Raw genomic sequence first — 18,851 nt, forward strand, 5'->3', positions numbered from 1 at the left:
GGGTCGCGGGTTCGAATCCCGTCGTTCGCTTGAGGAGGCCGGGGTGGCGGAACTGGCAGACGCACAGGACTTAAAATCCTGCGATTGGTAACGATCGTACCGGTTCGATTCCGGTCCTCGGCATAGATTTAGGTTGAAAGAAGCACCCTTAGCTCAACTGGATAGAGTACCTGACTACGAATCAGGCGGTTAGAGGTTCGACTCCTCTAGGGTGCATGGTCGTGAGACTATGTAAGAATAGAATAAGAAAGAGCACCCTTAGCTCAACTGGATAGAGTACCTGACTACGAATCAGGCGGTTAGAGGTTCGACTCCTCTAGGGTGCATAAAGCGGTAGCTTTAGATCGGGAAGTAGCTCAGCTTGGTAGAGTACTTGGTTTGGGACCAAGGTGTCGCAGGTTCGAATCCTGTCTTCCCGATAGTGTATTGAAAAAGTCTAATGATTGTCATTAGGCTTTTTTTGTAGGTGATTATCTTATTGGATTACAAGAAAAAAGAGCTTTCGCTCTTTCCAACTTTATTTATTTCGCAGTTCAACATAACGGTTATACCAAATTTTGATATATTCCTCAGAAAAGGGACCTTTGTTTTGGTTTATCCAATCTACTAGAACCTTAACATTTTCCTTTAAAATAAAATCGATGTCATCTGAATAGTGCATTTTTTCTTTATGCTGCTCGTATTCTTCCACATCTAACAATTTTTTTTCACCATTGGTAAAGACCTTGACATCGAGATCATAGTCGATATATTTTAAGGCTTCTTGGTCAATGTGAAATGGACTTGCTAGGTTACAGTAGTAAGACACACCATTGTCACGGATCATGGCGATGATGTTAAACCAATATTTTTTATGGAAATATACGATCGCTGGTTCACGTGTAATCCAACGTCTACCATCACTTTCAGTAACAAGTGTATGATCATTTACTCCAATAATTGCATTTTCGGTTATCTTTAATACCATGGTGTCACGCCATGTTCGGTGTAAACTGCCATCATGTTTATAACTTTGAATTGTAATAAAGTCGCCTTCTTTAGGTAGTTTCATAACTTACCAACTTTCTACAATCTAAGTATATCCTCTATATTGTATCATATTTTTTCAAATTTTTTCTTATTTTTCTATTATATTTCCAAATTGATTGTTTAAGATAGAATTATTCATCTAAGAAGTCCCTGATGGCTGATTTTATATCAGAATAGTCGTAGCCTTTTCTGGCCAGTGCTTGAGTCAAGCGTTGTTTGAGGTCATAGCCTTCATATTTTTTACTGTATTTACGGTATTGTTTTTCTAACTCTTTTAGAACGAGCTCATTGGTTGTTTTTTCATCTGCTTCTAGTTCAAGATTTTGGAATGCTATCTTTGCATGGTTGTAAGCAAAGCCTTTTGAAATGAGTGCTTGGATGATTTTCGTTTCAATGGCTTTTAACGGATATTTACCTTGGTATTTTTTTAGGAGTTTTATTGCGGTACGGTCGATCACTTCTGAAAAATCATAGTCTGTAAGTATTTCTTGAAGGATAGATTTTGGGATCCCTTTTTGTTGAATTTTTTGTTGTAATAAGAGAGGGCCCTTATCGCCACTGAGAAGGTTGGCCTCTATCAAGTTTCTTGCATATTGACGATCATCTAACCACTTGTCTTCTTTTAGGGCTTGGATGACTTGTGGTATGATTTTCTCATCAATCTCATGTTTAACTAAATAGTCTCTGACTTCTTTTTCAGTACGGGCCTTGAAGGATAAGTGGTAGAGCGCCAAGTTTTTTCCGTAGGAAAATTGTGCAAAGGTTTGAATTTCTGTAAACTCTTGAGGACTAATTTCCTTATCCTTGGTCAACATAAAGTGAACAATGGTATCCTCTGTAATATAGCAGGTTTGGTCGCTATCAAGTTCTAGCAGGTAGAGACGTTTTTTCTTTTCTAGTTTTGTGATTTTCATGGTTTTCCTTTTATCCAAACGCTTCAAAGGCAGCAACGAGTCGAAGTTTATTTATATCGACCTGTTCTCTCCCATAATAGTCAAGAAATAGTTCAGCGTATTTCGGGTCATGTAGGTTATAGTTGAGGGACCAAACTGCCCAAAAGAGATCGATATGTCGGTCACTGAAATCAGCTAAGCCAAGGTCAATAAAGCAAGAGAAGTGGTCAGCATCTTTTAGAATAAGGTTCGGTAGACAGGCATCCCCGTGAATAAAGGCATCTGTCTTTAAAAGGTGCCCTTGTTCTCGAATGAGCTGGAAGGCCTCTTCACGACTGCTAATCCGGAATTGGGGTAGGAGAGCCTTGGCATAGAACTCACCTTTTTCATAGTTTTTTAAGGCTCTGTCTTTATAGGCCTGTAAATGATTTTCTGATGGAAAATTTTGCGGATAAAAGCTGTGAAGTTTTTTAAGAGCTTCGGCCATGGTTCGGCAGATTTTTTCTGGCTGGTCTAAAAAAGCGAGAGTATCATGACCAATAGCCTCTTTAGTCAGGAGGTAGTCTTTATCTGTAGATAGATAGTGGATGACTGGAGTTCCTATTCCCTCTTGTTCAAACAAACTTGCAATTCTAGCTTCTCGCTCTAATCTTCCCTTTTGATCTATTTTCAAATAGTAACCTGAATCAAGATAGAGAACCGTTGCGCCTGAATGAGAAGAGCTGTCAGAAAGAGTTGTTCCCTCTATATAAGTTCGTAATTGCTCAGGAAAATCCAATGGGGAAAAATGAGATATCTTTGTATTCATGGTTTTATTGTAACATATTCTTAAACATTGAGAAACTACGTGGTATAATAGACTTATGAGTCTTAAAGTTAAACAAAAAATTCCATTAAAAATCAAGCGTATGGGGATTAACGGAGAAGGAATTGGCTTTTATAAAAAAACACTTGTCTTTGTGCCTGGTGCTTTGAAGGGAGAAGATATCTTCTGCCAAATTACAAGTGTCAAGAAAAATTTTGCGGAAGCCAAACTCCTATCTGTGAATAAGGCCTCTAAGTTTCGTGTGACGCCCATGTGTGATATCTATGAGACCTGTGGTGGCTGTCAAATCATGCATTTGAAGTATGACAAGCAGCTGGAGTTTAAGACAGATTTATTGCAACAGGCCTTGAAGAAGTTCTCACCTGAAGGATTTGAACAGTATGATATTCGGCCGACAATTGGAATGCAGGAGCCTCTTTACTATCGGGCAAAATTGCAATTTCAAACAAGGAAATTCAAGGGCCAGGTGAAGGCGGGGCTTTATGCTCAAAATTCACATTATTTGGTGGAATTAAAAGATTGTTTGGTTCAAGATCCGGTTATTCAAGCTATCGCTAACGATCTAGCGGATTTATTGACCTATTATCAGATTCCGATTGCTGATGAGCGTAAAGAACTGGGGGTCAAAACCATGATGGTTCGACGGGCGCGGAAGTCTGGTCAAGTTCAGATCATTGTGGTCACTAGTCGTCAGATTAACGTAAAGAATTTGGTGGAAGACTTGGTCACGAAACATCCTGAGATTGTCACAGTTGCCGTTAATAAAAATACGTCTCGCTCCAGTGAGATCTACGGGGAACAAACGCAGATTATTTGGGGAGAAGAGGCTATTTTGGAAGGTGTTTTGGATTATGAATTCTCCCTTTCTCCTCGAGCCTTTTACCAGTTGAATCCGGAACAAACCGAAGTATTATATAGTGAGGCGGTTAAGGCTTTAGATGTATCGCCAGAGGATCATCTTATTGATGCCTACTGTGGGGTTGGAACGATTGGGTTTGCCTTTGCTAATAGAGTGAAAAGTGTTCGGGGGATGGATATTATTCCTGAAGCAATTGAAGATGCCAAATACAATGCTAAACGGATGGGATTTGAGAATACCCACTATGAGGCTGGTACAGCAGAAGAGATCATTCCTCGCTGGTACCAAGAAGGCTATCGGGCTAATGCTGTGATCGTGGATCCACCTCGTACGGGCTTGGGTACAAAATTAATCGAGACCTTGTTGCACTATGCACCTGAAAAGATGGTCTATGTCTCTTGTAATGTCTCTACTTTGGCACGGGATTTAGTGGCTTTGACAAAGGTTTATCAGGTTGAATACATTCAATCAGTGGACATGTTCCCCCATACTGCAAGGACAGAAGCAGTTGTGAAATTAGTGAAGAAGTGAAAAAAGAAGAATGGATATTTGGGAAAAACTTTATCTTGAGGCGAAAGCTCTTTATGCGCCTCAAGAGGTTTCAGATTTTGTCTATGCTCGACATGTGGTTGCTGCTGTTGAGGCTGCAGATGGTCAGATTTTTACGGGCTTTTGTATGGAAGGAACCTGTGGCGTCTTTCATTTATGTGCCGAACGAGCAGCACTCTTCAACATGTATCAAAAATCAGGCCAGACCAAGGTCAAGCGCATTATTGCTTTTCGAGACAAGCCTCCTTATGGAGAAAGCTCAGGGATGCCTTGTGGAGCCTGTCGTGAATTTCTCCTTGAGCTAAATGCAGAGAATTGTCATCTAGAATTTATGGTGGATTATGAGAGCCGCAAGACCATTACTTTAGGTGAATTGATGCCTCTTTGGTGGGGAGAAGACCGGGCTCGTCAGAGAGAAAATAAAGGGAATGAGTAGAGGAAATAAATAAATGGACAATGTTATTGATGTATCGATTCCAGTTGCTCAAGTCATTGATCAACATCCGGAAGTATTGGATTTGTTGGTGGAGTTGGGCTTTAAACCCTTAGCCAATCCGATCATGCGCAATACAGTTGGGCGCAAGGTTTCTTTGAAACAAGGATCAAAATTAGAAGGTACTCCTATGGAGAAGATTGTGCGAACACTAGAGGCTAATGGCTATGAAGTAGTGGGGCTAGACCAATGAGGGATGAACGAATTCACGTCTTAAGAGATATCTTATTAGAGCTTCATCATGGAGCTTCCCCTGAATCGGTTCAGGAACGGTTTGATGCGACTTTTGCAGGGGTGTCTGCGATTGAGATCTCTCTTATGGAGCATGAACTGATGAATTCAGATGCAGGTGTTACTTTTGAAGATGTTATGGAGCTTTGTGATGTCCATGCCAATCTCTTTAAGAATGCGGTTCAAGGGGTCGAAGTAGCAGATACCGACCACCCGGGCCATCCTGTTCAAATCTTTAAACAGGAGAATCTAGCCCTTCGTGCGGCTATGATGCGGGTACGTCGTTTGCTAGACAATTATGAGACAACCGATGATCCTGAGATGATTCAGGAGATTCATAAGGGCTTGTTACGTCAGCTGGGCTTGGTGGGTCAATTTGACCGGCATTACCGACGCAAGGAAGAGTTGATGTTTCCGATTATGGAAAAATATGGGCATGATTCCCCACCAAAAGTGATGTGGGGAGTAGATGACCAGATTCGGGACCTCTTTGCGAAAGTTTTGGACACTGCCAAGGAACTGCCGGATTCTGGCATCTTAGAAGTCAAAGAGCTCTTTGAAGCCTTTGCGCAAGAGTTTGAGGCCATGATCTTCAAGGAAGAGTCGATCCTCTTGATGATTTTGCTGGAGGCCTTTACTCAGGATGACTGGCTCTCCATTGCAGAAGAAAGTGATGCCTATGGTTATGCCATTATTCTCCCAAGTGAGAAATGGGTGCCGAAACGCGTTGACTTCAAGGAGGAAGCGTCGAAAGAGTCAGAGGGTTCAACTGAACCGCTTCCTTCTTCAAAAGGAGATGAGCACCGTCAGGTCATTGAAACTCCTGAGGGGCAGTTGACGATTACCTTCACACCTAAGAAAAAAGAAGAGAGCTTCGATCGCAAGCAACCACAAGCTTTTGGCCATGGATTTTTATCGGTGGAGCAAGCGAATTTAATCTTGAACCAGTTACCAATGGAGATCACCTTTGTCAATAAGGAGGATATTTTCCAATATTACAATGATGCTGCGCCTTTTGAAGAAATGATTTTTAAGAGGACGCCATCGCAGGTAGGACGCAATGTTGAGCTGTGTCACCCACCGAAATATTTGGAGAAGGTCAAAGCCATCATGCAGGGGCTGCGTGAAGGGAAAAAAGACAAGTATGAAATGTGGTTCAAATCAGAATCGCGTGGGAAATTTGTCCATGTCACCTATGCAGCCGTGCGTGATGAAGCTGGAGAGTTTCAAGGAGTCTTGGAATATGTTCAGGACATTCAACCTTATCGGGAGATCGATACGGATTTTTATAGAGGAATGGAGTAAAGATGAGTTACGAAACAGAGTTTATGAAAGAGTTTGAGGAGTGGATCAAGACTCAAGTCATGATCAATGAAATGGCTCTCGAAGAAAGTAAGAAGGTTTTTGATGAAGATCAGGATGAGCGAGCTAAAATTGCTATGATTCGCTATGAAAGCCGTTTGGATGCGTATCAGTTTTTGCAAGGGAAGTTTGAAAATTTCCATGCTGGAAAAGGATTTCATGATTTACCAGATGGCCTCTTTGGTGAAAGAAAATACTAGAAGGTGATTATTGAAGGCGTTTTACTAGCTAGATTTACCTGAAAATCGAGCAATGACTTGATTTTTTAGGGGATTGTGTTACAATAAAAAAGTTGAAATGACATCAACGGATTATTGAATGGAATAATGGTGATGAAACCTTGTTGCCTTAGGAATTGATCACTGAATTTAGGAGGAAAAATGGCAAAGAAGAACGTAAACCGTGCGAAACAATACAAACATCAAAATAGACATCTTTTGAAAAGAGCTGTCGCAACTGTAACTGCAGCTGTGAAAGAAGCACCTAAAAAGGTTGAGAAAGCTACAAAAGCAGTGGCGAAAGAAGTGAAACAAGCGGCTTCTTCAGTGGAAGAATTTGCTGCAAGTTTGGAAGGTGTGGCACTTGATCGTGCGCAAACATTCTATGATGAAGGTATTCGCTCTGTTGCGGACTTCGCAAACTGGACAGAAAAAGAGTTGTTGGCCCTTAAAGGAATCGGCCCAGCTACGATCAAGAAATTGCAAGAACTAGGCGTTAAATTTAAATAATCGCTTTTGTGATTTCTTGCTATTTCAAGGAAAACTTGCTAAAATGAACCTATTAGAGGTGTTTTGAATCCCACATTTTACAGAAAGTGGCGGTGCTGAGAAGTCCACAAATGTGTCAAAACTGGTTGCTAATGGATAAAAATGAAATAATAATGTCTTTTTGTTTTAAAGACGAGAGATGCGGGCTCTGCCCGAAATTGGGTGGTACCGCGGATCAACACATTCGTCCCTGTCAGATTAATGACAGGGACGATTTTTCTTTTACACCCCTAGCCAAAGGAGGTTGTCATGAAACAATCTTTTAACACCAGTAAACTCTACTATGTTTTTCCTATCTTCATCTTGGGGTATCAGGACCAGAACTTTGAGCACAATATCACAACCTGCAGTTCCTCTTATAGTCTGGGAGATTGGCTGGTCATCGGTGTTGGTGCTGAGGAAAATGCGGCAGACCAGATTAAGCATTATCAACAGTTCACTGTCAACATCCCTGATGAAAACTTTATGCTGGAGATGGAGCAGGCTGGCTTTATCAGCCATCGGGAGAAGTTGGATCACTTAGGGCTGGACTATGAGATTTCTGAACGGACCCAGGCTCCGATTTTGGAGGCCTGTCCAGTCGTATTGGATTGCCAGGTAGATCGGATTATCGAGGAAGATGGCATCTGTCATATTTTTGCCAAGATTCTCGAGCGACTGGCTGATCCAGAGCTCTTAGATGATAAGGGGCATTTTAAAAATGACCGTTTTGCACCGACTTACTTTATGGGGGACGGCCATCAGCGCGTTTATCGTTATCTAGACGACCGAGTCGACCCCATGGGAAGCTTTATGAAGAAAGCGAGGAAGAAGAATGACAAGAGCTGAGTTGCCAGATAAAATCGAAACGGAGCGTCTGGTCTTACGAGTCCGAACAGTGGCGGATGCTGAGGACATCCATGCCTACGCCAGTCTTCCAGAAGTCTCTTACCCAGCAGGCTTTCCACCCGTCAAGACCTTGGAAGACGAGATCTATTATCTAGAGCATATCCTTCCCGATCGCAATCAAAAAGAAAATCTTCCAGCTGGTTACGGCATTGTGGTCAAAGGAACCGATAGAATCATTGGCTCTGTTGACTTCAACCATCGCCACGAAGACGATGTGCTGGAGATTGGCTATACCTTACACCCAGACTATTGGGGCCGGGGCTATGTGCCCGAAGCAGCACGTGCCTTGATTGATTTAGCTTTTAAAGAATTGAACCTACACAAGATAGAATTGTCTTGCTTTGGTTATAACCTTCAAAGTCAACGAGTCGCTGAGAAACTTGGCTTCACCCTTGAAGCTCGTATCCGTGACCGTAAAGATGCCCAAGGCAATCGTTGTGATGATTTGAGATACGGCTTGCTGAAGAGTGAGTGGGAAGCTCAAGATCAACATTAAAAATAGAAAAACTAGAAGAGACAATCACATGTCTAAAGAACTTTCACCTAAACGAATCGAAACTGAGCGACTTGTCTTGCGAGTCCGAACGGTGGCTGATGCAGAAGCAATTTTTGACTTTGTCAGTCGTCCAGAAGTTTCCTATCCAGCAGGACTTCTGCCCGTTAAGACCTTGGAAGATGAGATCTATTATCTAGAACATATCCTTCCTGAGCGAAGTAAAAAAAACAATCTTCCAGAGGGCTATGGAATTGTTGTCAAGGGGACCGATATGGTCATTGGTTCTATCGGTTTCAATCATCGCCACGAAGATGATGTGCTGGAAATTGGCTATACCTTGCATCCAGACTATTGGGGTCGAGGTTATGTACCCGAAGCGGCGTGTGCCTTGATTAACCTGGCTTTTAAAGAACTGGGGCTTCATAAGATTGAGCTGTCTTGCTTTGGTTACAACCTTCAAAGTCAACGAGTCGCTGAGAAACTTGGCTTCATCCTTGAAGCTCGTATCCGAGACCGCAAAGATGCCCAAGGCAACCGCTGTGATGATTTGAGATACGGCTTACTGAAGAGTGAGTGGGAAGCTCGAAATAAACATTAAAAAGAAATAACTAGAAAGGACACACACATGTCTAAAGAACTTTCACCTAAATACAATCCAGCCGAGGTTGAGGCTGGTCGTTACCAAAAATGGCTTGATGAGGATGTTTTTAAGCCTTCTGGCGATAAAAAGGCTAAGCCTTATTCAATCGTCATTCCACCACCAAACGTAACTGGGAAACTTCACCTTGGTCACGCTTGGGATACAACTTTGCAAGATATCATTATCCGTCAAAAACGAATGCAAGGTTTCGACACGCTTTGGCTTCCTGGTATGGACCATGCTGGGATTGCTACTCAAGCTAAAGTAGAAGCGCGTTTGGCTGAAGATGGCATCTCTCGTTATGACCTTGGTCGTGAAAAATTCCTTGAGAAAGTCTGGGAATGGAAAGACGAATATGCGACGACTATCAAGGAACAATGGGGCAAGATGGGGCTCTCTGTAGACTATTCTCGTGAGCGTTTCACCCTTGACGAAGGTCTGTCAAAAGCGGTTCGTAAGGTCTTTGTAGAACTTTACAAGAAGGGCTGGATCTACCGTGGTGAATTTATCATCAACTGGGATCCAAAAGCTCGTACAGCCCTTTCTGATATCGAGGTTATTCACAAGGATGTCGAAGGTGCCTTCTACCACATGAACTACATGTTGGAAGACGGTTCACGTGCCCTTGAAGTAGCAACGACACGTCCTGAGACTATGTTTGGGGATACTGCCGTAGCGGTTAACCCAAATGATGACCGTTATAAAGACTTGATTGGTAAAAATGTTATCTTGCCAATCTTGAACAAGCCAATCCCAATCGTTGGTGATGAACACGCAGACCCTGAATTTGGTACTGGTGTGGTTAAAATCACTCCTGCCCATGACCCTAATGACTTCTTGGTTGGACAACGTCATAACTTGCCACAAGTCAACGTTATGAACGATGATGGTACTATGAATGAATTGGCTGGCGAATTCAACGGCATGGACCGCTTTGAAGCTCGTAAGGCTGTTATCAAGAAGTTAGAAGAAATTGGTGCCCTTGTTAAGATTGAGAAGATGACCCACTCAGTTGGTCACTCAGAGCGTACAGGGGTTATGGTTGAGCCACGCTTGTCTACACAATGGTTCGTTAAGATGGATCAATTGGCGAAAAATGCTATCGCAAACCAAGACACAGATGATAAGGTAGAATTCTACCCACCTCGTTTCAACGACACCTTCCTTCAGTGGATGGAAAATGTCCATGACTGGGTAATTTCTCGTCAGCTCTGGTGGGGTCACCAAATCCCTGCTTGGTACAATGCTGAAGGTGAAATGTATGTTGGTGAAGAAGCACCAGAAGGTGACGGATGGAAACAAGACGAAGATGTCTTGGATACTTGGTTTAGTTCTGCCCTTTGGCCATTCTCAACTATGGGCTGGCCGGATGTCGACTCAGAAGACTTCAAACGTTATTTCCCAACGTCAACCTTGGTAACAGGTTACGACATCATCTTCTTCTGGGTGTCTCGTATGATTTTCCAATCATTGGAATTCACTGGCCGTCAGCCATTCCAAAACGTCCTTATCCACGGTCTCATTCGTGACGAGCAAGGACGCAAGATGTCTAAATCTCTTGGTAACGGGATTGACCCAATGGATGTTATCGAGAAATACGGTGCCGATGCCCTTCGTTGGTTCCTTTCAAACGGTTCTGCACCTGGTCAAGATGTGCGCTTCTCTTACGAGAAAATGGATGCTTCATGGAACTTCATTAACAAGATCTGGAACATCTCTCGCTACATCCTCATGAACAATGAAGGATTGACCCTGGATGCGGCACGTGAAAATGTAGCTAAAGTGGCTGCTGGTCAAGCAGGTAACGTGACAGACCGCTGGATTCTCCACAACCTCAATGAAACGATCGGTAAGGTCACTGAAAACTTTGATAAGTTTGAGTTTGGTGTCGCTGGTCACATCCTCTACAACTTCATCTGGGATGAGTTTGCGGACTGGTATGTTGAGTTGACTAAGGAAGTGCTTTATAGCGACAATGAGGACGAAAAAGTCATCACTCGTTCAGTTCTTCTTTACACCTTGGATCAAATCTTACGTCTCCTCCACCCAATCATGCCATTCGTAACTGAAGAAATCTATGGCCAAATCTCTGAAGGAACAATCGTGACTGCGGAATACCCAGTGGTTCGTCCAGAGTTTGAAAACGAAGAAGCAGCAGCCGGCGTTGAAGCTCTTAAAGATGTGATTCGCTCTGTTCGTAACTCACGTGCAGAAGTGAACGTAGCGCCAAGCAAACCAATCACTATCTTGATTAAGACAAGCGACAGCAAGCTTGATGCCTTCTTCAATGACAACGTTAACTACATCAAACGCTTCACAAACCCAGAACACCTGGAAATTGCAGCAGATGTAGAGGTACCTGACTTGGTTATGTCAAGCATCATCACAGGCGCAGAAATCTACTTGCCACTTGCTGACCTTCTCAATGTCGAAGAAGAATTGGCCCGTCTTGAAAAAGAATTAGCTAAATGGCAAAAAGAACTGGACATGGTTGGTAAGAAGCTTTCTAACGAACGCTTCGTAGCCAATGCCAAACCAGAAGTCGTCCAAAAAGAACGCGACAAACAAGCCGACTACCAAGCGAAGTACGATGCGACTGTTGCACGTATTGATGAGATGAAGAAACTCGTTAAATAAACACAGAAACACGGCGGAATGCCGTGTTTTTTTGGTATAATGAAATCAATATCTATTGATGGAGAAAGTTATGTCTAAACACCCTCACTATGAATTGTTAAATTTGATTGGCTATGGTCTTGCTAAGTTTGATGATACTTTTATAAAGGAATTTCAATGCTCTAGTAAATCCGAGTTTTATCGTTACATAGTTTCTTTAGGCGTTGCAGAAACAACTGGTGTCGTCAAAAATAGAATGGATTTATTCGACCCCTATTTTGATAACAATCGAAAAGGTTGGTGGCAAAAAGCTGAAGTCTACCGTTTTAGAAAAGATTTAATTGACATGATGTTTGGGAGTGAGGATGTTCACAGTTTCGCAGAAATAGTCAAAATGTTGCTTGCAAGTGAAGGGAAGAAAACAGGCAAAACCATCATTGAAAAACCAATTGTTCGGACGAAATTCAAACGCCTACAAGAAACTGGAATGGAAGCAGAGAACTATTTCATTTACCATTTTGATAAGGAAGAAAAATTTAAAGATGGCCAATTGACTGATGCCCGTCTTTATGGTGAAGGACGTATTCGGTTGACCTCAAAAGAATTTGAGAAAGCTAAGGAATATCAATCGAATTTTATTCTATCTCTAGTCACCAATCTCGAAGATATTCCAAAATTGGTATTGATTGATAACCCACTTAACCATTTTGAATTTGAAAAAAATGTTATTAAAAATGAAGTCGTGGAATATAGAAGCTTGGAAGATTTATATTAATAAATAGTGCGGTGTTTATTACTATCACATCGACTGGCAAAAGCTTATTTTAGACTAAATGGCGTATAAAAATCTTTTCATACTCTTAAATATATAGGGAGATGCATAACCAGAAATTTGGGAATACTTCTCTTTTTGACCAAAAGCACCACCTCCTAGTTAATTAGGAGGTGGTGTTATGCTTTAGACCATTTTCCAGAAATAATCGATGATATAGGTCAGGCCGTAGGTGTAGATGACGAGGGTGATGGGTTTGCAGAGGATGATGATGGTCATGTAGCGTTTGAAGGTCATCTTCGTCAGGCCTGCCAGCATACAGATGAAGTCGGCGGGACTAACTGGCCAGATCATCATGAAGATAAAGAAGCGATCGAACCGCTTACCTTCATTGAGCCAGCCAATGTACTTGTCGTAGGTCTTCTGACTGACCATGGATTGGACGAACTTAGGTCCGTACATTCTGGCTAGGTGGAAGATAATGGCACAGCCAATGACAATTCCGATGTAGTTGTAGATGGTCCCAATGATGTGTCCATAGATAAAGACACCAGCGACAGATGTCAGGGCTCCAGGAATAATAGGGACCACTGTTTGAAGGATCTGAAGAAAGATAAAAAGGGGAGGCCCGAAGATTCCGGCTTGCAAAATAAATGCCGACAAGGTTTCTTTGGATTGAAGGATGCCAGAAAAGTAGGCCCAGATACAAAAGGCCAAGGTCCCAAGAGCTCCAATGATGGACGACCAATTAATGATGCGCTGGAGAAGAGGAGAGACCTCTTTTAAGCTTGTTTGTTTCATAAAAAATTCCGAGTTCTTTTTCTTCTACTATACCATGTTTTTGGAAGTTTGTAAGGATTTTGTCTATTTTTTGAGTAGTGAAAGCGACCTGATTGGAGTCTGTCGCTGTTTTAGTCGTGAAGCGAGTGCAAAATGGGTCTTTTTATGCTACAATGAAAGGAGTATAAAAAATGGAGAAAAACGTGTCAATCGAAAATTACAAACCAGATTTTGCGGTGGAAGCAGCCTATGATCTCACCGTTACAGACTTGAAAAAACAGGGTATTAAGGCAGTCCTTGTGGATTTGGATAATACCTTGATTGCTTGGAATAATCCGGATGGAACTCCTGAGATGCGCCAGTGGTTGCATGACCTTCGTGATGGAGGGATTCGGGTTATCGTGGTGTCTAATAATAGTCCCAAACGGGTTAAGCGCGCTGTTGAGAAATTTGATATTGACTATGAAGCCTGGTCGCTCAAGCCCTTTACCTTTGGGATTGATCGTGCCCTCAAACGTTTCCACTATGAGAAAAATGAAGTGGTCATGGTCGGGGATCAACTGATGACGGATATCCGAGCTGCCCATCGTGCAGGCATTCGTTCGATTTTGGTCAAGCCTTTGGTCGAGCATGACTCGATCAAGACGCAGATCAACCGGGCGCGTGAACGCCGTGTTATGAAGCAAATGGCCGAGAAATATGGTCCGATTGTATACAAAAAAGGAATTTAAGAATGGAAGAATTATTCTGTATTGGCTGTGGAGCCCCCATTCAGACAGAAAATAAAGAGGGTCTAGGCTATACTCCCCAATCAGCTCTTGAAAAGGGCTTGGAAACAGGCGAGGTTTATTGCCAACGCTGTTTCCGTCTGCGTCACTACAATGAAATCACAGATGTGCATCTGACAGATGATGATTTCCTAAAACTCCTTCACGAAGTAGGAGATAGTGATGCTCTCGTGGTCAATGTAGTGGATATTTTTGACTTTAATGGCTCCGTCATTCCTGGCCTACCGCGTTTTGTAGCAGGAAATGATGTCCTCTTGGTCGGAAACAAAAAAGATATCGTGCCCAAGTCTGTCAAGGACAGCAAGGTGACCCATTGGTTGATGGAGCGGGCCCACGAAGAAGGCATGCGTCCTGTCGATGTGGTCCTCACCTCTGCCCAAAACAAGAGTGCTATCAAGGACTTGATGGAAAAGATTGAACAGTACCGTAAGGGCCGTGACGTCTATGTGGTGGGTGTGACCAACGTTGGGAAATCGACCCTCATCAATGCAATCATCCAAGAAATCACTGGGGATAAGGATATCATCACGACTTCTCGCTTCCCCGGAACGACACTGGACAAGATCGAAATTCCATTGGACGATGGATCCTACATCTACGATACACCAGGGATTATCCATCGCCACCAGATGGCTCACTACTTGACGGCGAAAAACCTCAAGTATGTCAGCCCTAAAAAGGAAATCAAGCCCAAGACCTATCAGCTCAATCCAGAGCAAACCCTCTTCTTGGGTGGCTTGGGACGTTTTGACTTTATTAAGGGAGAAAAGCAAGGTTTCACCGCCTTCTTTGACAACGAACTCAAGCTTCACCGAACCAAACTCGAAGGAGCGACTGCCTTTTATGACAAGCATGTCGGTGGCTTATTAACTCCACCTAATAGCAAGGAAAAAGAAGAATTCCCACCCTTGGTTTCTCATGAGTTTACCATCAAGGATAAGACAGACCTGGTCATCTCAGGACTCGGTTGGATCCGCGTCAATGGAGAAGCCAAAGTAGCCGTCTGGGCACCAGAAGGCGTCGCCGTCGTTACCCGCAAAGCTATCATTTAAAAATTTGAAAGGAAATAGTTTCTTTATAGACTGGGCGAGTGCAACGAGCCTAGAAAGGATACTTTTCGCTGTGGTGAAAGCCTAAGTAGATATTTTACTACTTAGGCGCGGAAAATTTGAGACTTTAGGCTCAAATTTAAGTCATGGAACTCCGCTAGGAGGTCGCTGACGACCGCCACCACATCAGAAAAGTATCAAAAAAGAAACAATGAAAAAACATGACATTAACATCTAAACAACGGGCTTTCCTCAACAGCCAAGCCCACAGCCTCAAACCCATTATCCAAATCGGGAAAAACGGGCTCAATGACCAAATCAAAACCAGTGTGCGCCAAGCGCTAGATGCGCGTGAACTCATCAAGGTGACCCTTCTTCAAAATACGGATGAGAATATCCATGAAGTAGCAGAAATCTTGGAAGAAGAAATCGGTGTGGAAACGGTCCAAAAGATTGGTCGGATTCTCATCTTGTTTAAACAATCGAGCAAAAAAGAAAATCGTAAAATTTCAGCGAAGGTAAAAGAAATTTAATACATCGAGGAGAGCAAACCTATGGCAATTGAACTATTGACTCCCTTTACCAAGGTAGAGTTAGAGCCAGAGATCAAAGACAAGAAACGCAAACAAGTTGGTATTTTGGGTGGAAATTTCAATCCGGTCCACAATGCCCATTTGGTCGTTGCGGATCAAGTGCGCCAACAATTAGGGTTAGATAAGGTGCTCTTGATGCCTGAGTATGAGCCACCGCATGTCGATGCCAAGGAGACGATTGCAGAGCACCATCGCCTTAAGATGCTGGAATTAGCCATTGAAGGCATTGAAGGTCTGGAGATCGAGACGATCGAGCTCGAACGTAAAGGAATTTCCTATACCTACGACACCATGCTCTTACTCAATGAACGGGATCCAGACACAGATTATTACTTCATCATTGGTGCAGATATGGTGGATTATTTACCAAAATGGCACCGCATCGATGAATTGGTGGAGATTGTGCAATTTGTCGGAGTACAGCGACCACGCTATAAGGCGGGGACTTCTTATCCGGTGATCTGGGTGGATGTTCCTCTAATGGACATCTCCTCTAGTATGGTGCGTGATTTTGTAGCCAAAGGCCGGACGCCGAATTTTATGTTGCCAAAACCAGTCTTGGACTACATCAAGAAAGAAGGATTGTATCAATGACCTATGAAAACTATCTAGGCTTTTCTCGTGAGGTCTTGCTTGAAAAAATGCGCCAAATCCTGCCAGAAAAGCGGCTTACTCACTGTTTAGGGGTTGAGAAGGCTGCGCGTGACTTGGCCAAACGCTATGGGGCTGATGAAGAGCAGGCTGGTCTAGCAGGTTTGTTACATGACTACGCCAAGAAATTATCAGATCAGGAATTTCTGGACTTGATCGATCGCTATGAGCTGGATCCAGCATTAAAAAACTGGGGCAACAATGTCTGGCATGGGATGGTCGGGATTTACAAGATCCAAGAAGACCTCGGACTGACAGATCCAGCCATTCTTCGCAGTATTGAGATCCACACCGTGGGGAGTGGACAGATGTCAACCTTAGACAAGATTGTCTATGTAGCAGATTACATTGAGCACAACCGGGCCTTTCCGGGGGTAGAGCAAGCGCGCGACATCGCTCAAGTCTCCTTGGATCGTGCCGTGGCCTATGAGACAGCTCGCACAGTCGAACACTTGGCCCACCAAGGATTGCCCATTTATCCCCAAACCCTTGAAACCTATAATGCATTTGTAAAGTATTTGAAAGAGGAGCAGTGAGTGAAGACAGCTTTTATCATTATTGACGTACAAAATATCTTAGTGGAAACAGGTTTTGAGACAGAAAAGCTCTTAGAGAAGATCACTTATTTGCAAGAGCAGGCTAGAAAAGAGCAGATTGAAATTATCTACATGCAGCATATTGAAACGCCAGAGGCTTTAACCTCGGAAGATTGGCAATTATCGCCCCTGTTGAAGAGGCAGGCAGATGAGAAGGTGTTTCAGAAGCGATACAATAGCATATTTAAAGAGACAGGATTAAAAGAATACTTGGATCAACAAGGGATTGAACAACTGGTCCTGTGTGGCATGCAGACAGAATATTGTGTCGATACATCCGTCAAAGTGGGGTTTGAATACGGTTATAAGTTGGTTATTCCAGAAGGAGCTGTCACAACCTTTGATGGAGAGGATATTCCAGCAGAAACGCTTAATGAATTTTATGAAAATATTTGGGCAGAACGTTTTGCGGATGTCTTAGATTACAAATCAATTTTTTAAGGAAAGAGAATTACATGAAAGAAAAAGAACTACTTGAATTAGTTGTCAAAGCAGCAGATGAAAAGCGTGCAGAAGATATTGTGGCTTTGGATGTTCAAAGCTTGACCAGCGTGACAGACTACTTTGTCATCACAAGCTCTATGAACAGCCGCCAATTGGAGGCTATTGCTGAAAATATTCGCGAGAAGGTCATAGAAGCTGGTGGGAATGCCAGCCACGTCGAAGGTGATTCAGCTGGAGGTTGGGTCCTTCTTGACTTAGGTGGTGTGGTAGTCCATGTCTTCTCAGAAGAAATGCGTTCCCACTATAACCTAGAAAAGCTATGGCACGAAGCAAGTGCTGTCGATCTTTCAGCAGCCCTAGCATAAGCAGATAAACTCAGTTGGTAGCAACTGAGTTTTGTTGGTTAAATTGAAATTCTATGGAAAGAAAGGATGGGGCCTCGTGTTTGGTTATTTTCTTAATTGAACACGAGCTAAAAGCTGTGAGAAAAAGAGTAACTTCCTTTGTATCTGACGATAGGGCAGAAAGTTTCCTATTTTCTCTTTGCTTTTAACGCTCTTTGTATCTTAGAAAGGATTTGAACCTGTCCTGTACTCCTCGGAAAATAGATAGCACTCCTTGGAGTTTAGCTCCATCGTCGTGCTCCTAATTTTCTATCGGATTACGGACGGACTTGGTATCATGAATATGGCGACTTATGAAACGTTTGCGGCGGTCTACGATGCGGTCATGGATGATAGTCTGTATGACTTATGGACGGATTTTTCCCTCCGGCATCTTCCTAAAAGTAAGGACCGGAAAAAATTGCTGGAATTGGCTTGTGGGACAGGGATCCAGTCTGTTCGCTTTTCTCAAGCTGGTTTTGATGTGACTGGATTAGACCTGAGTGCTGACATGCTGAAAATTGCTGAAAAAAGAGCTGCTTCAGCCAAGCAGAAGATTGATTTTATCGAGGGCAATATGTTGGATCTCTCGCAAGCAGGCACTTATGATTTCGTGACCTGCTACTCGGATTCTATCTGCTATATGCAAGACGAGGTAGAAGTAGGGGATGTCTTCAGAGAAGTCTACAATGCCCTTAATGAAGATGGTGTTTTTATCTTTGATGTCCATTCGACCTATCAGACAGATGAGGTCTTCCCAGGATATTCTTACCACGAAAACGCAGAAGATTTTGCCATGCTCTGGGATACCTATGAGGATGCGGCCCCTCACTCGATCGTCCATGAGCTGACCTTCTTTGTCCAAGAAGAGGATGGCTCCTTTAGTCGGCACGATGAAGTTCATGAGGAACGCACCTATGAAGTTTTAACATATGACATTTTATTGGAGCAGGCTGGCTTTAAATCTTTCAAATTGTATGCAGACTTTGAGGACAAAGAGCCAACAAAGACCAGCAAACGTTGGTTTTTTGTAGCACAGAAGTAGGAGGGAGACTGTTGTGAGAGAAAATGAATTCATTTATTTTATATTAATTTGTTCATATTTTATTTTTTATGTTATCAAGTGTGTTTCTAGTAATTGTAAAA

Annotated in this window: 23 protein-coding genes and 4 tRNA genes; 23 read left to right on the forward strand and 4 right to left on the reverse strand. The window is 42.8% G+C overall.

All coding sequences use genetic code 11. The features are described 5' to 3' along the window. Window positions 1–37: 37 nt before the first annotated feature. The 4 genes from PCY07_RS08155 to PCY07_RS08170 all read left to right on the forward strand — a co-directional run bounded on the left by PCY07_RS08155 (window position 38) and on the right by PCY07_RS08170 (window position 419). Window positions 38–123: transfer RNA gene (locus PCY07_RS08155), tRNA-Leu, on the forward strand. 19 nt (window positions 124–142) lie between these two features. Then, window positions 143–216, forward strand: a tRNA-Arg gene (locus tag PCY07_RS08160). A 36-nt stretch (window positions 217–252) separates the two neighbouring features. Next, window positions 253–326, forward strand: a tRNA-Arg gene (locus tag PCY07_RS08165). A gap of 19 nt (window positions 327–345) precedes the next feature. Beyond that, window positions 346–419: transfer RNA gene (locus PCY07_RS08170), tRNA-Pro, on the forward strand. Between the two features lie 98 nt (window positions 420–517). On the opposite strand, the gene PCY07_RS08175 is transcribed toward PCY07_RS08170, so the two are convergent. The 3 genes from PCY07_RS08175 to PCY07_RS08185 form a co-directional block, all read right to left on the reverse strand. Next, window positions 518–1,051, reverse strand: coding sequence for a DUF402 domain-containing protein (locus PCY07_RS08175; RefSeq protein ID WP_003005798.1), 534 nt, complete (start codon window positions 1,049–1,051; stop codon window positions 518–520). A 109-nt stretch (window positions 1,052–1,160) separates the two neighbouring features. Then, window positions 1,161–1,943, reverse strand: a complete 783-nt coding sequence (gene recX / locus PCY07_RS08180) for a recombination regulator RecX (protein ID WP_049485508.1) — start codon at window positions 1,941–1,943, stop codon at window positions 1,161–1,163. Window positions 1,944–1,953: 10 nt separating this feature from the next. Further along, entirely contained in the window at window positions 1,954–2,730 is a 777-nt protein-coding gene (locus PCY07_RS08185) for an aminoglycoside 3'-phosphotransferase (RefSeq protein WP_049485509.1), read from the reverse strand. Between the two features lie 55 nt (window positions 2,731–2,785). Here PCY07_RS08185 and rlmD point away from each other — a divergent pair, with 55 nt between their 5' ends. The 11 genes from rlmD (at window position 2,786) to PCY07_RS08240 (ending at window position 12,424) form a co-directional block, all read left to right on the forward strand. Beyond that, on the forward strand, window positions 2,786–4,138 hold the full coding sequence (gene rlmD, locus PCY07_RS08190; protein WP_049485510.1) for a 23S rRNA (uracil(1939)-C(5))-methyltransferase RlmD: 1,353 nt from the start codon (window positions 2,786–2,788) through the stop codon (window positions 4,136–4,138). 10 nt (window positions 4,139–4,148) lie between these two features. Next, window positions 4,149–4,592 carry a cytidine deaminase gene (locus tag PCY07_RS08195; RefSeq protein WP_301356260.1) on the forward strand — a complete coding sequence of 148 codons (444 nt, stop codon included), beginning with the start codon at window positions 4,149–4,151 and terminating at the stop codon, window positions 4,590–4,592. Between the two features lie 13 nt (window positions 4,593–4,605). Continuing rightward, on the forward strand, window positions 4,606–4,842 hold the full coding sequence (locus PCY07_RS08200; RefSeq protein WP_003014300.1) for a DUF1858 domain-containing protein: 237 nt from the start codon (window positions 4,606–4,608) through the stop codon (window positions 4,840–4,842). Next, window positions 4,839–6,185, forward strand: a complete 1,347-nt coding sequence (locus PCY07_RS08205; RefSeq protein ID WP_301356258.1) for a DUF438 domain-containing protein — start codon at window positions 4,839–4,841, stop codon at window positions 6,183–6,185. Before PCY07_RS08200 ends, PCY07_RS08205 begins: the two co-directional genes overlap by 4 nt. 2 nt (window positions 6,186–6,187) lie before the next feature. Next, window positions 6,188–6,442: a DUF1912 family protein gene (locus PCY07_RS08210; RefSeq protein WP_013903179.1), complete on the forward strand. Its 255-nt coding sequence runs from the start codon at window positions 6,188–6,190 to the stop codon at window positions 6,440–6,442. A gap of 180 nt (window positions 6,443–6,622) precedes the next feature. Then, complete coding sequence (locus PCY07_RS08215) at window positions 6,623–6,970, forward strand: helix-hairpin-helix domain-containing protein (RefSeq protein ID WP_301356256.1); 348 nt, start codon at window positions 6,623–6,625, stop codon at window positions 6,968–6,970. Window positions 6,971–7,258: 288 nt separating this feature from the next. Then, a complete protein-coding gene (locus tag PCY07_RS08220; protein ID WP_301356254.1) occupies window positions 7,259–7,837 on the forward strand; it encodes a flavin reductase family protein in 579 nt (192 codons plus the stop codon). Then, window positions 7,824–8,393, forward strand: coding sequence for a GNAT family protein (locus PCY07_RS08225; RefSeq protein ID WP_301356252.1), 570 nt, complete (start codon window positions 7,824–7,826; stop codon window positions 8,391–8,393). Before PCY07_RS08220 ends, PCY07_RS08225 begins: the two co-directional genes overlap by 14 nt. A 28-nt stretch (window positions 8,394–8,421) precedes the next feature. Beyond that, a complete protein-coding gene (locus tag PCY07_RS08230; protein ID WP_301356250.1) occupies window positions 8,422–8,991 on the forward strand; it encodes a GNAT family protein in 570 nt (189 codons plus the stop codon). 27 nt (window positions 8,992–9,018) lie between these two features. Then, window positions 9,019–11,670, forward strand: coding sequence for a valine--tRNA ligase (locus tag PCY07_RS08235; RefSeq protein WP_301356248.1), 2,652 nt, complete (start codon window positions 9,019–9,021; stop codon window positions 11,668–11,670). A 70-nt stretch (window positions 11,671–11,740) separates the two neighbouring features. Continuing rightward, window positions 11,741–12,424: a DUF3883 domain-containing protein gene (locus PCY07_RS08240; protein ID WP_301356246.1), complete on the forward strand. Its 684-nt coding sequence runs from the start codon at window positions 11,741–11,743 to the stop codon at window positions 12,422–12,424. Between the two features lie 183 nt (window positions 12,425–12,607). On the opposite strand, the gene PCY07_RS08245 is transcribed toward PCY07_RS08240, so the two are convergent. Then, complete coding sequence (locus tag PCY07_RS08245) at window positions 12,608–13,222, reverse strand: TVP38/TMEM64 family protein (RefSeq protein ID WP_023917388.1); 615 nt, start codon at window positions 13,220–13,222, stop codon at window positions 12,608–12,610. A gap of 182 nt (window positions 13,223–13,404) precedes the next feature. Here PCY07_RS08245 and PCY07_RS08250 point away from each other — a divergent pair, with 182 nt between their 5' ends. The 8 genes from PCY07_RS08250 to PCY07_RS08285 all read left to right on the forward strand — a co-directional run bounded on the left by PCY07_RS08250 (window position 13,405) and on the right by PCY07_RS08285 (window position 18,750). Continuing rightward, a complete protein-coding gene (locus PCY07_RS08250) occupies window positions 13,405–13,932 on the forward strand; it encodes a YqeG family HAD IIIA-type phosphatase (protein ID WP_118095844.1) in 528 nt (175 codons plus the stop codon). Between the two features lie 2 nt (window positions 13,933–13,934). After that, window positions 13,935–15,041 carry a ribosome biogenesis GTPase YqeH gene (gene yqeH / locus PCY07_RS08255; protein WP_301356243.1) on the forward strand — a complete coding sequence of 369 codons (1,107 nt, stop codon included), beginning with the start codon at window positions 13,935–13,937 and terminating at the stop codon, window positions 15,039–15,041. A gap of 218 nt (window positions 15,042–15,259) precedes the next feature. Beyond that, entirely contained in the window at window positions 15,260–15,571 is a 312-nt protein-coding gene (yhbY, locus tag PCY07_RS08260) for a ribosome assembly RNA-binding protein YhbY (RefSeq protein ID WP_003005853.1), read from the forward strand. Between the two features lie 21 nt (window positions 15,572–15,592). Then, the gene (locus PCY07_RS08265) at window positions 15,593–16,225 is read left to right on the forward strand and encodes a nicotinate-nucleotide adenylyltransferase (protein ID WP_301356242.1); all 633 of its coding nucleotides are present in this window, start codon (window positions 15,593–15,595) and stop codon (window positions 16,223–16,225) included. Further along, a complete protein-coding gene (gene yqeK / locus PCY07_RS08270; RefSeq protein ID WP_021152737.1) occupies window positions 16,222–16,818 on the forward strand; it encodes a bis(5'-nucleosyl)-tetraphosphatase (symmetrical) YqeK in 597 nt (198 codons plus the stop codon). The genes PCY07_RS08265 and yqeK overlap by 4 nt, the downstream gene beginning before the upstream one ends. Beyond that, window positions 16,819–17,319, forward strand: coding sequence for a cysteine hydrolase family protein (locus PCY07_RS08275; RefSeq protein ID WP_301356240.1), 501 nt, complete (start codon window positions 16,819–16,821; stop codon window positions 17,317–17,319). Window positions 17,320–17,333: 14 nt separating this feature from the next. Beyond that, the gene (rsfS, locus tag PCY07_RS08280; RefSeq protein WP_301356239.1) at window positions 17,334–17,687 is read left to right on the forward strand and encodes a ribosome silencing factor; all 354 of its coding nucleotides are present in this window, start codon (window positions 17,334–17,336) and stop codon (window positions 17,685–17,687) included. Window positions 17,688–18,009: 322 nt separating this feature from the next. Next, the gene (locus PCY07_RS08285) at window positions 18,010–18,750 is read left to right on the forward strand and encodes a class I SAM-dependent methyltransferase (RefSeq protein ID WP_301356268.1); all 741 of its coding nucleotides are present in this window, start codon (window positions 18,010–18,012) and stop codon (window positions 18,748–18,750) included. Window positions 18,751–18,851 lie beyond the last annotated feature (101 nt).

Origin of the sequence: Streptococcus sp. SP1 (assembly GCF_030440005.1) — a bacterium.
Taxonomy (GTDB): domain Bacteria; phylum Bacillota; class Bacilli; order Lactobacillales; family Streptococcaceae; genus Streptococcus; species Streptococcus parasanguinis.

Coding starts and splice junctions, on each gene's coding strand:
- PCY07_RS08210 (WP_013903179.1), top strand. CDS start 6,188: ATGAGTTACGAAACAGAGTTTATGAAAGAGTTTGAGGAGTGGATCAAG.
- PCY07_RS08235 (WP_301356248.1), top strand. CDS start 9,019: ATGTCTAAAGAACTTTCACCTAAATACAATCCAGCCGAGGTTGAGGCT.
- PCY07_RS08220 (WP_301356254.1), top strand. CDS start 7,259: ATGAAACAATCTTTTAACACCAGTAAACTCTACTATGTTTTTCCTATC.
- PCY07_RS08285 (WP_301356268.1), top strand. CDS start 18,010: ATGGCGACTTATGAAACGTTTGCGGCGGTCTACGATGCGGTCATGGAT.
- yqeK (WP_021152737.1), top strand. CDS start 16,222: ATGACCTATGAAAACTATCTAGGCTTTTCTCGTGAGGTCTTGCTTGAA.
- recX (WP_049485508.1), bottom strand. CDS start 1,943: ATGAAAATCACAAAACTAGAAAAGAAAAAACGTCTCTACCTGCTAGAA.
- rsfS (WP_301356239.1), top strand. CDS start 17,334: ATGAAAGAAAAAGAACTACTTGAATTAGTTGTCAAAGCAGCAGATGAA.
- PCY07_RS08185 (WP_049485509.1), bottom strand. CDS start 2,730: ATGAATACAAAGATATCTCATTTTTCCCCATTGGATTTTCCTGAGCAA.
- PCY07_RS08195 (WP_301356260.1), top strand. CDS start 4,149: ATGGATATTTGGGAAAAACTTTATCTTGAGGCGAAAGCTCTTTATGCG.
- PCY07_RS08225 (WP_301356252.1), top strand. CDS start 7,824: ATGACAAGAGCTGAGTTGCCAGATAAAATCGAAACGGAGCGTCTGGTC.
- PCY07_RS08175 (WP_003005798.1), bottom strand. CDS start 1,051: ATGAAACTACCTAAAGAAGGCGACTTTATTACAATTCAAAGTTATAAA.
- PCY07_RS08240 (WP_301356246.1), top strand. CDS start 11,741: ATGTCTAAACACCCTCACTATGAATTGTTAAATTTGATTGGCTATGGT.
- PCY07_RS08245 (WP_023917388.1), bottom strand. CDS start 13,222: ATGAAACAAACAAGCTTAAAAGAGGTCTCTCCTCTTCTCCAGCGCATC.
- PCY07_RS08205 (WP_301356258.1), top strand. CDS start 4,839: ATGAGGGATGAACGAATTCACGTCTTAAGAGATATCTTATTAGAGCTT.
- PCY07_RS08215 (WP_301356256.1), top strand. CDS start 6,623: ATGGCAAAGAAGAACGTAAACCGTGCGAAACAATACAAACATCAAAAT.
- PCY07_RS08230 (WP_301356250.1), top strand. CDS start 8,422: ATGTCTAAAGAACTTTCACCTAAACGAATCGAAACTGAGCGACTTGTC.
- PCY07_RS08265 (WP_301356242.1), top strand. CDS start 15,593: ATGGCAATTGAACTATTGACTCCCTTTACCAAGGTAGAGTTAGAGCCA.
- yqeH (WP_301356243.1), top strand. CDS start 13,935: ATGGAAGAATTATTCTGTATTGGCTGTGGAGCCCCCATTCAGACAGAA.
- PCY07_RS08200 (WP_003014300.1), top strand. CDS start 4,606: ATGGACAATGTTATTGATGTATCGATTCCAGTTGCTCAAGTCATTGAT.
- rlmD (WP_049485510.1), top strand. CDS start 2,786: ATGAGTCTTAAAGTTAAACAAAAAATTCCATTAAAAATCAAGCGTATG.
- yhbY (WP_003005853.1), top strand. CDS start 15,260: ATGACATTAACATCTAAACAACGGGCTTTCCTCAACAGCCAAGCCCAC.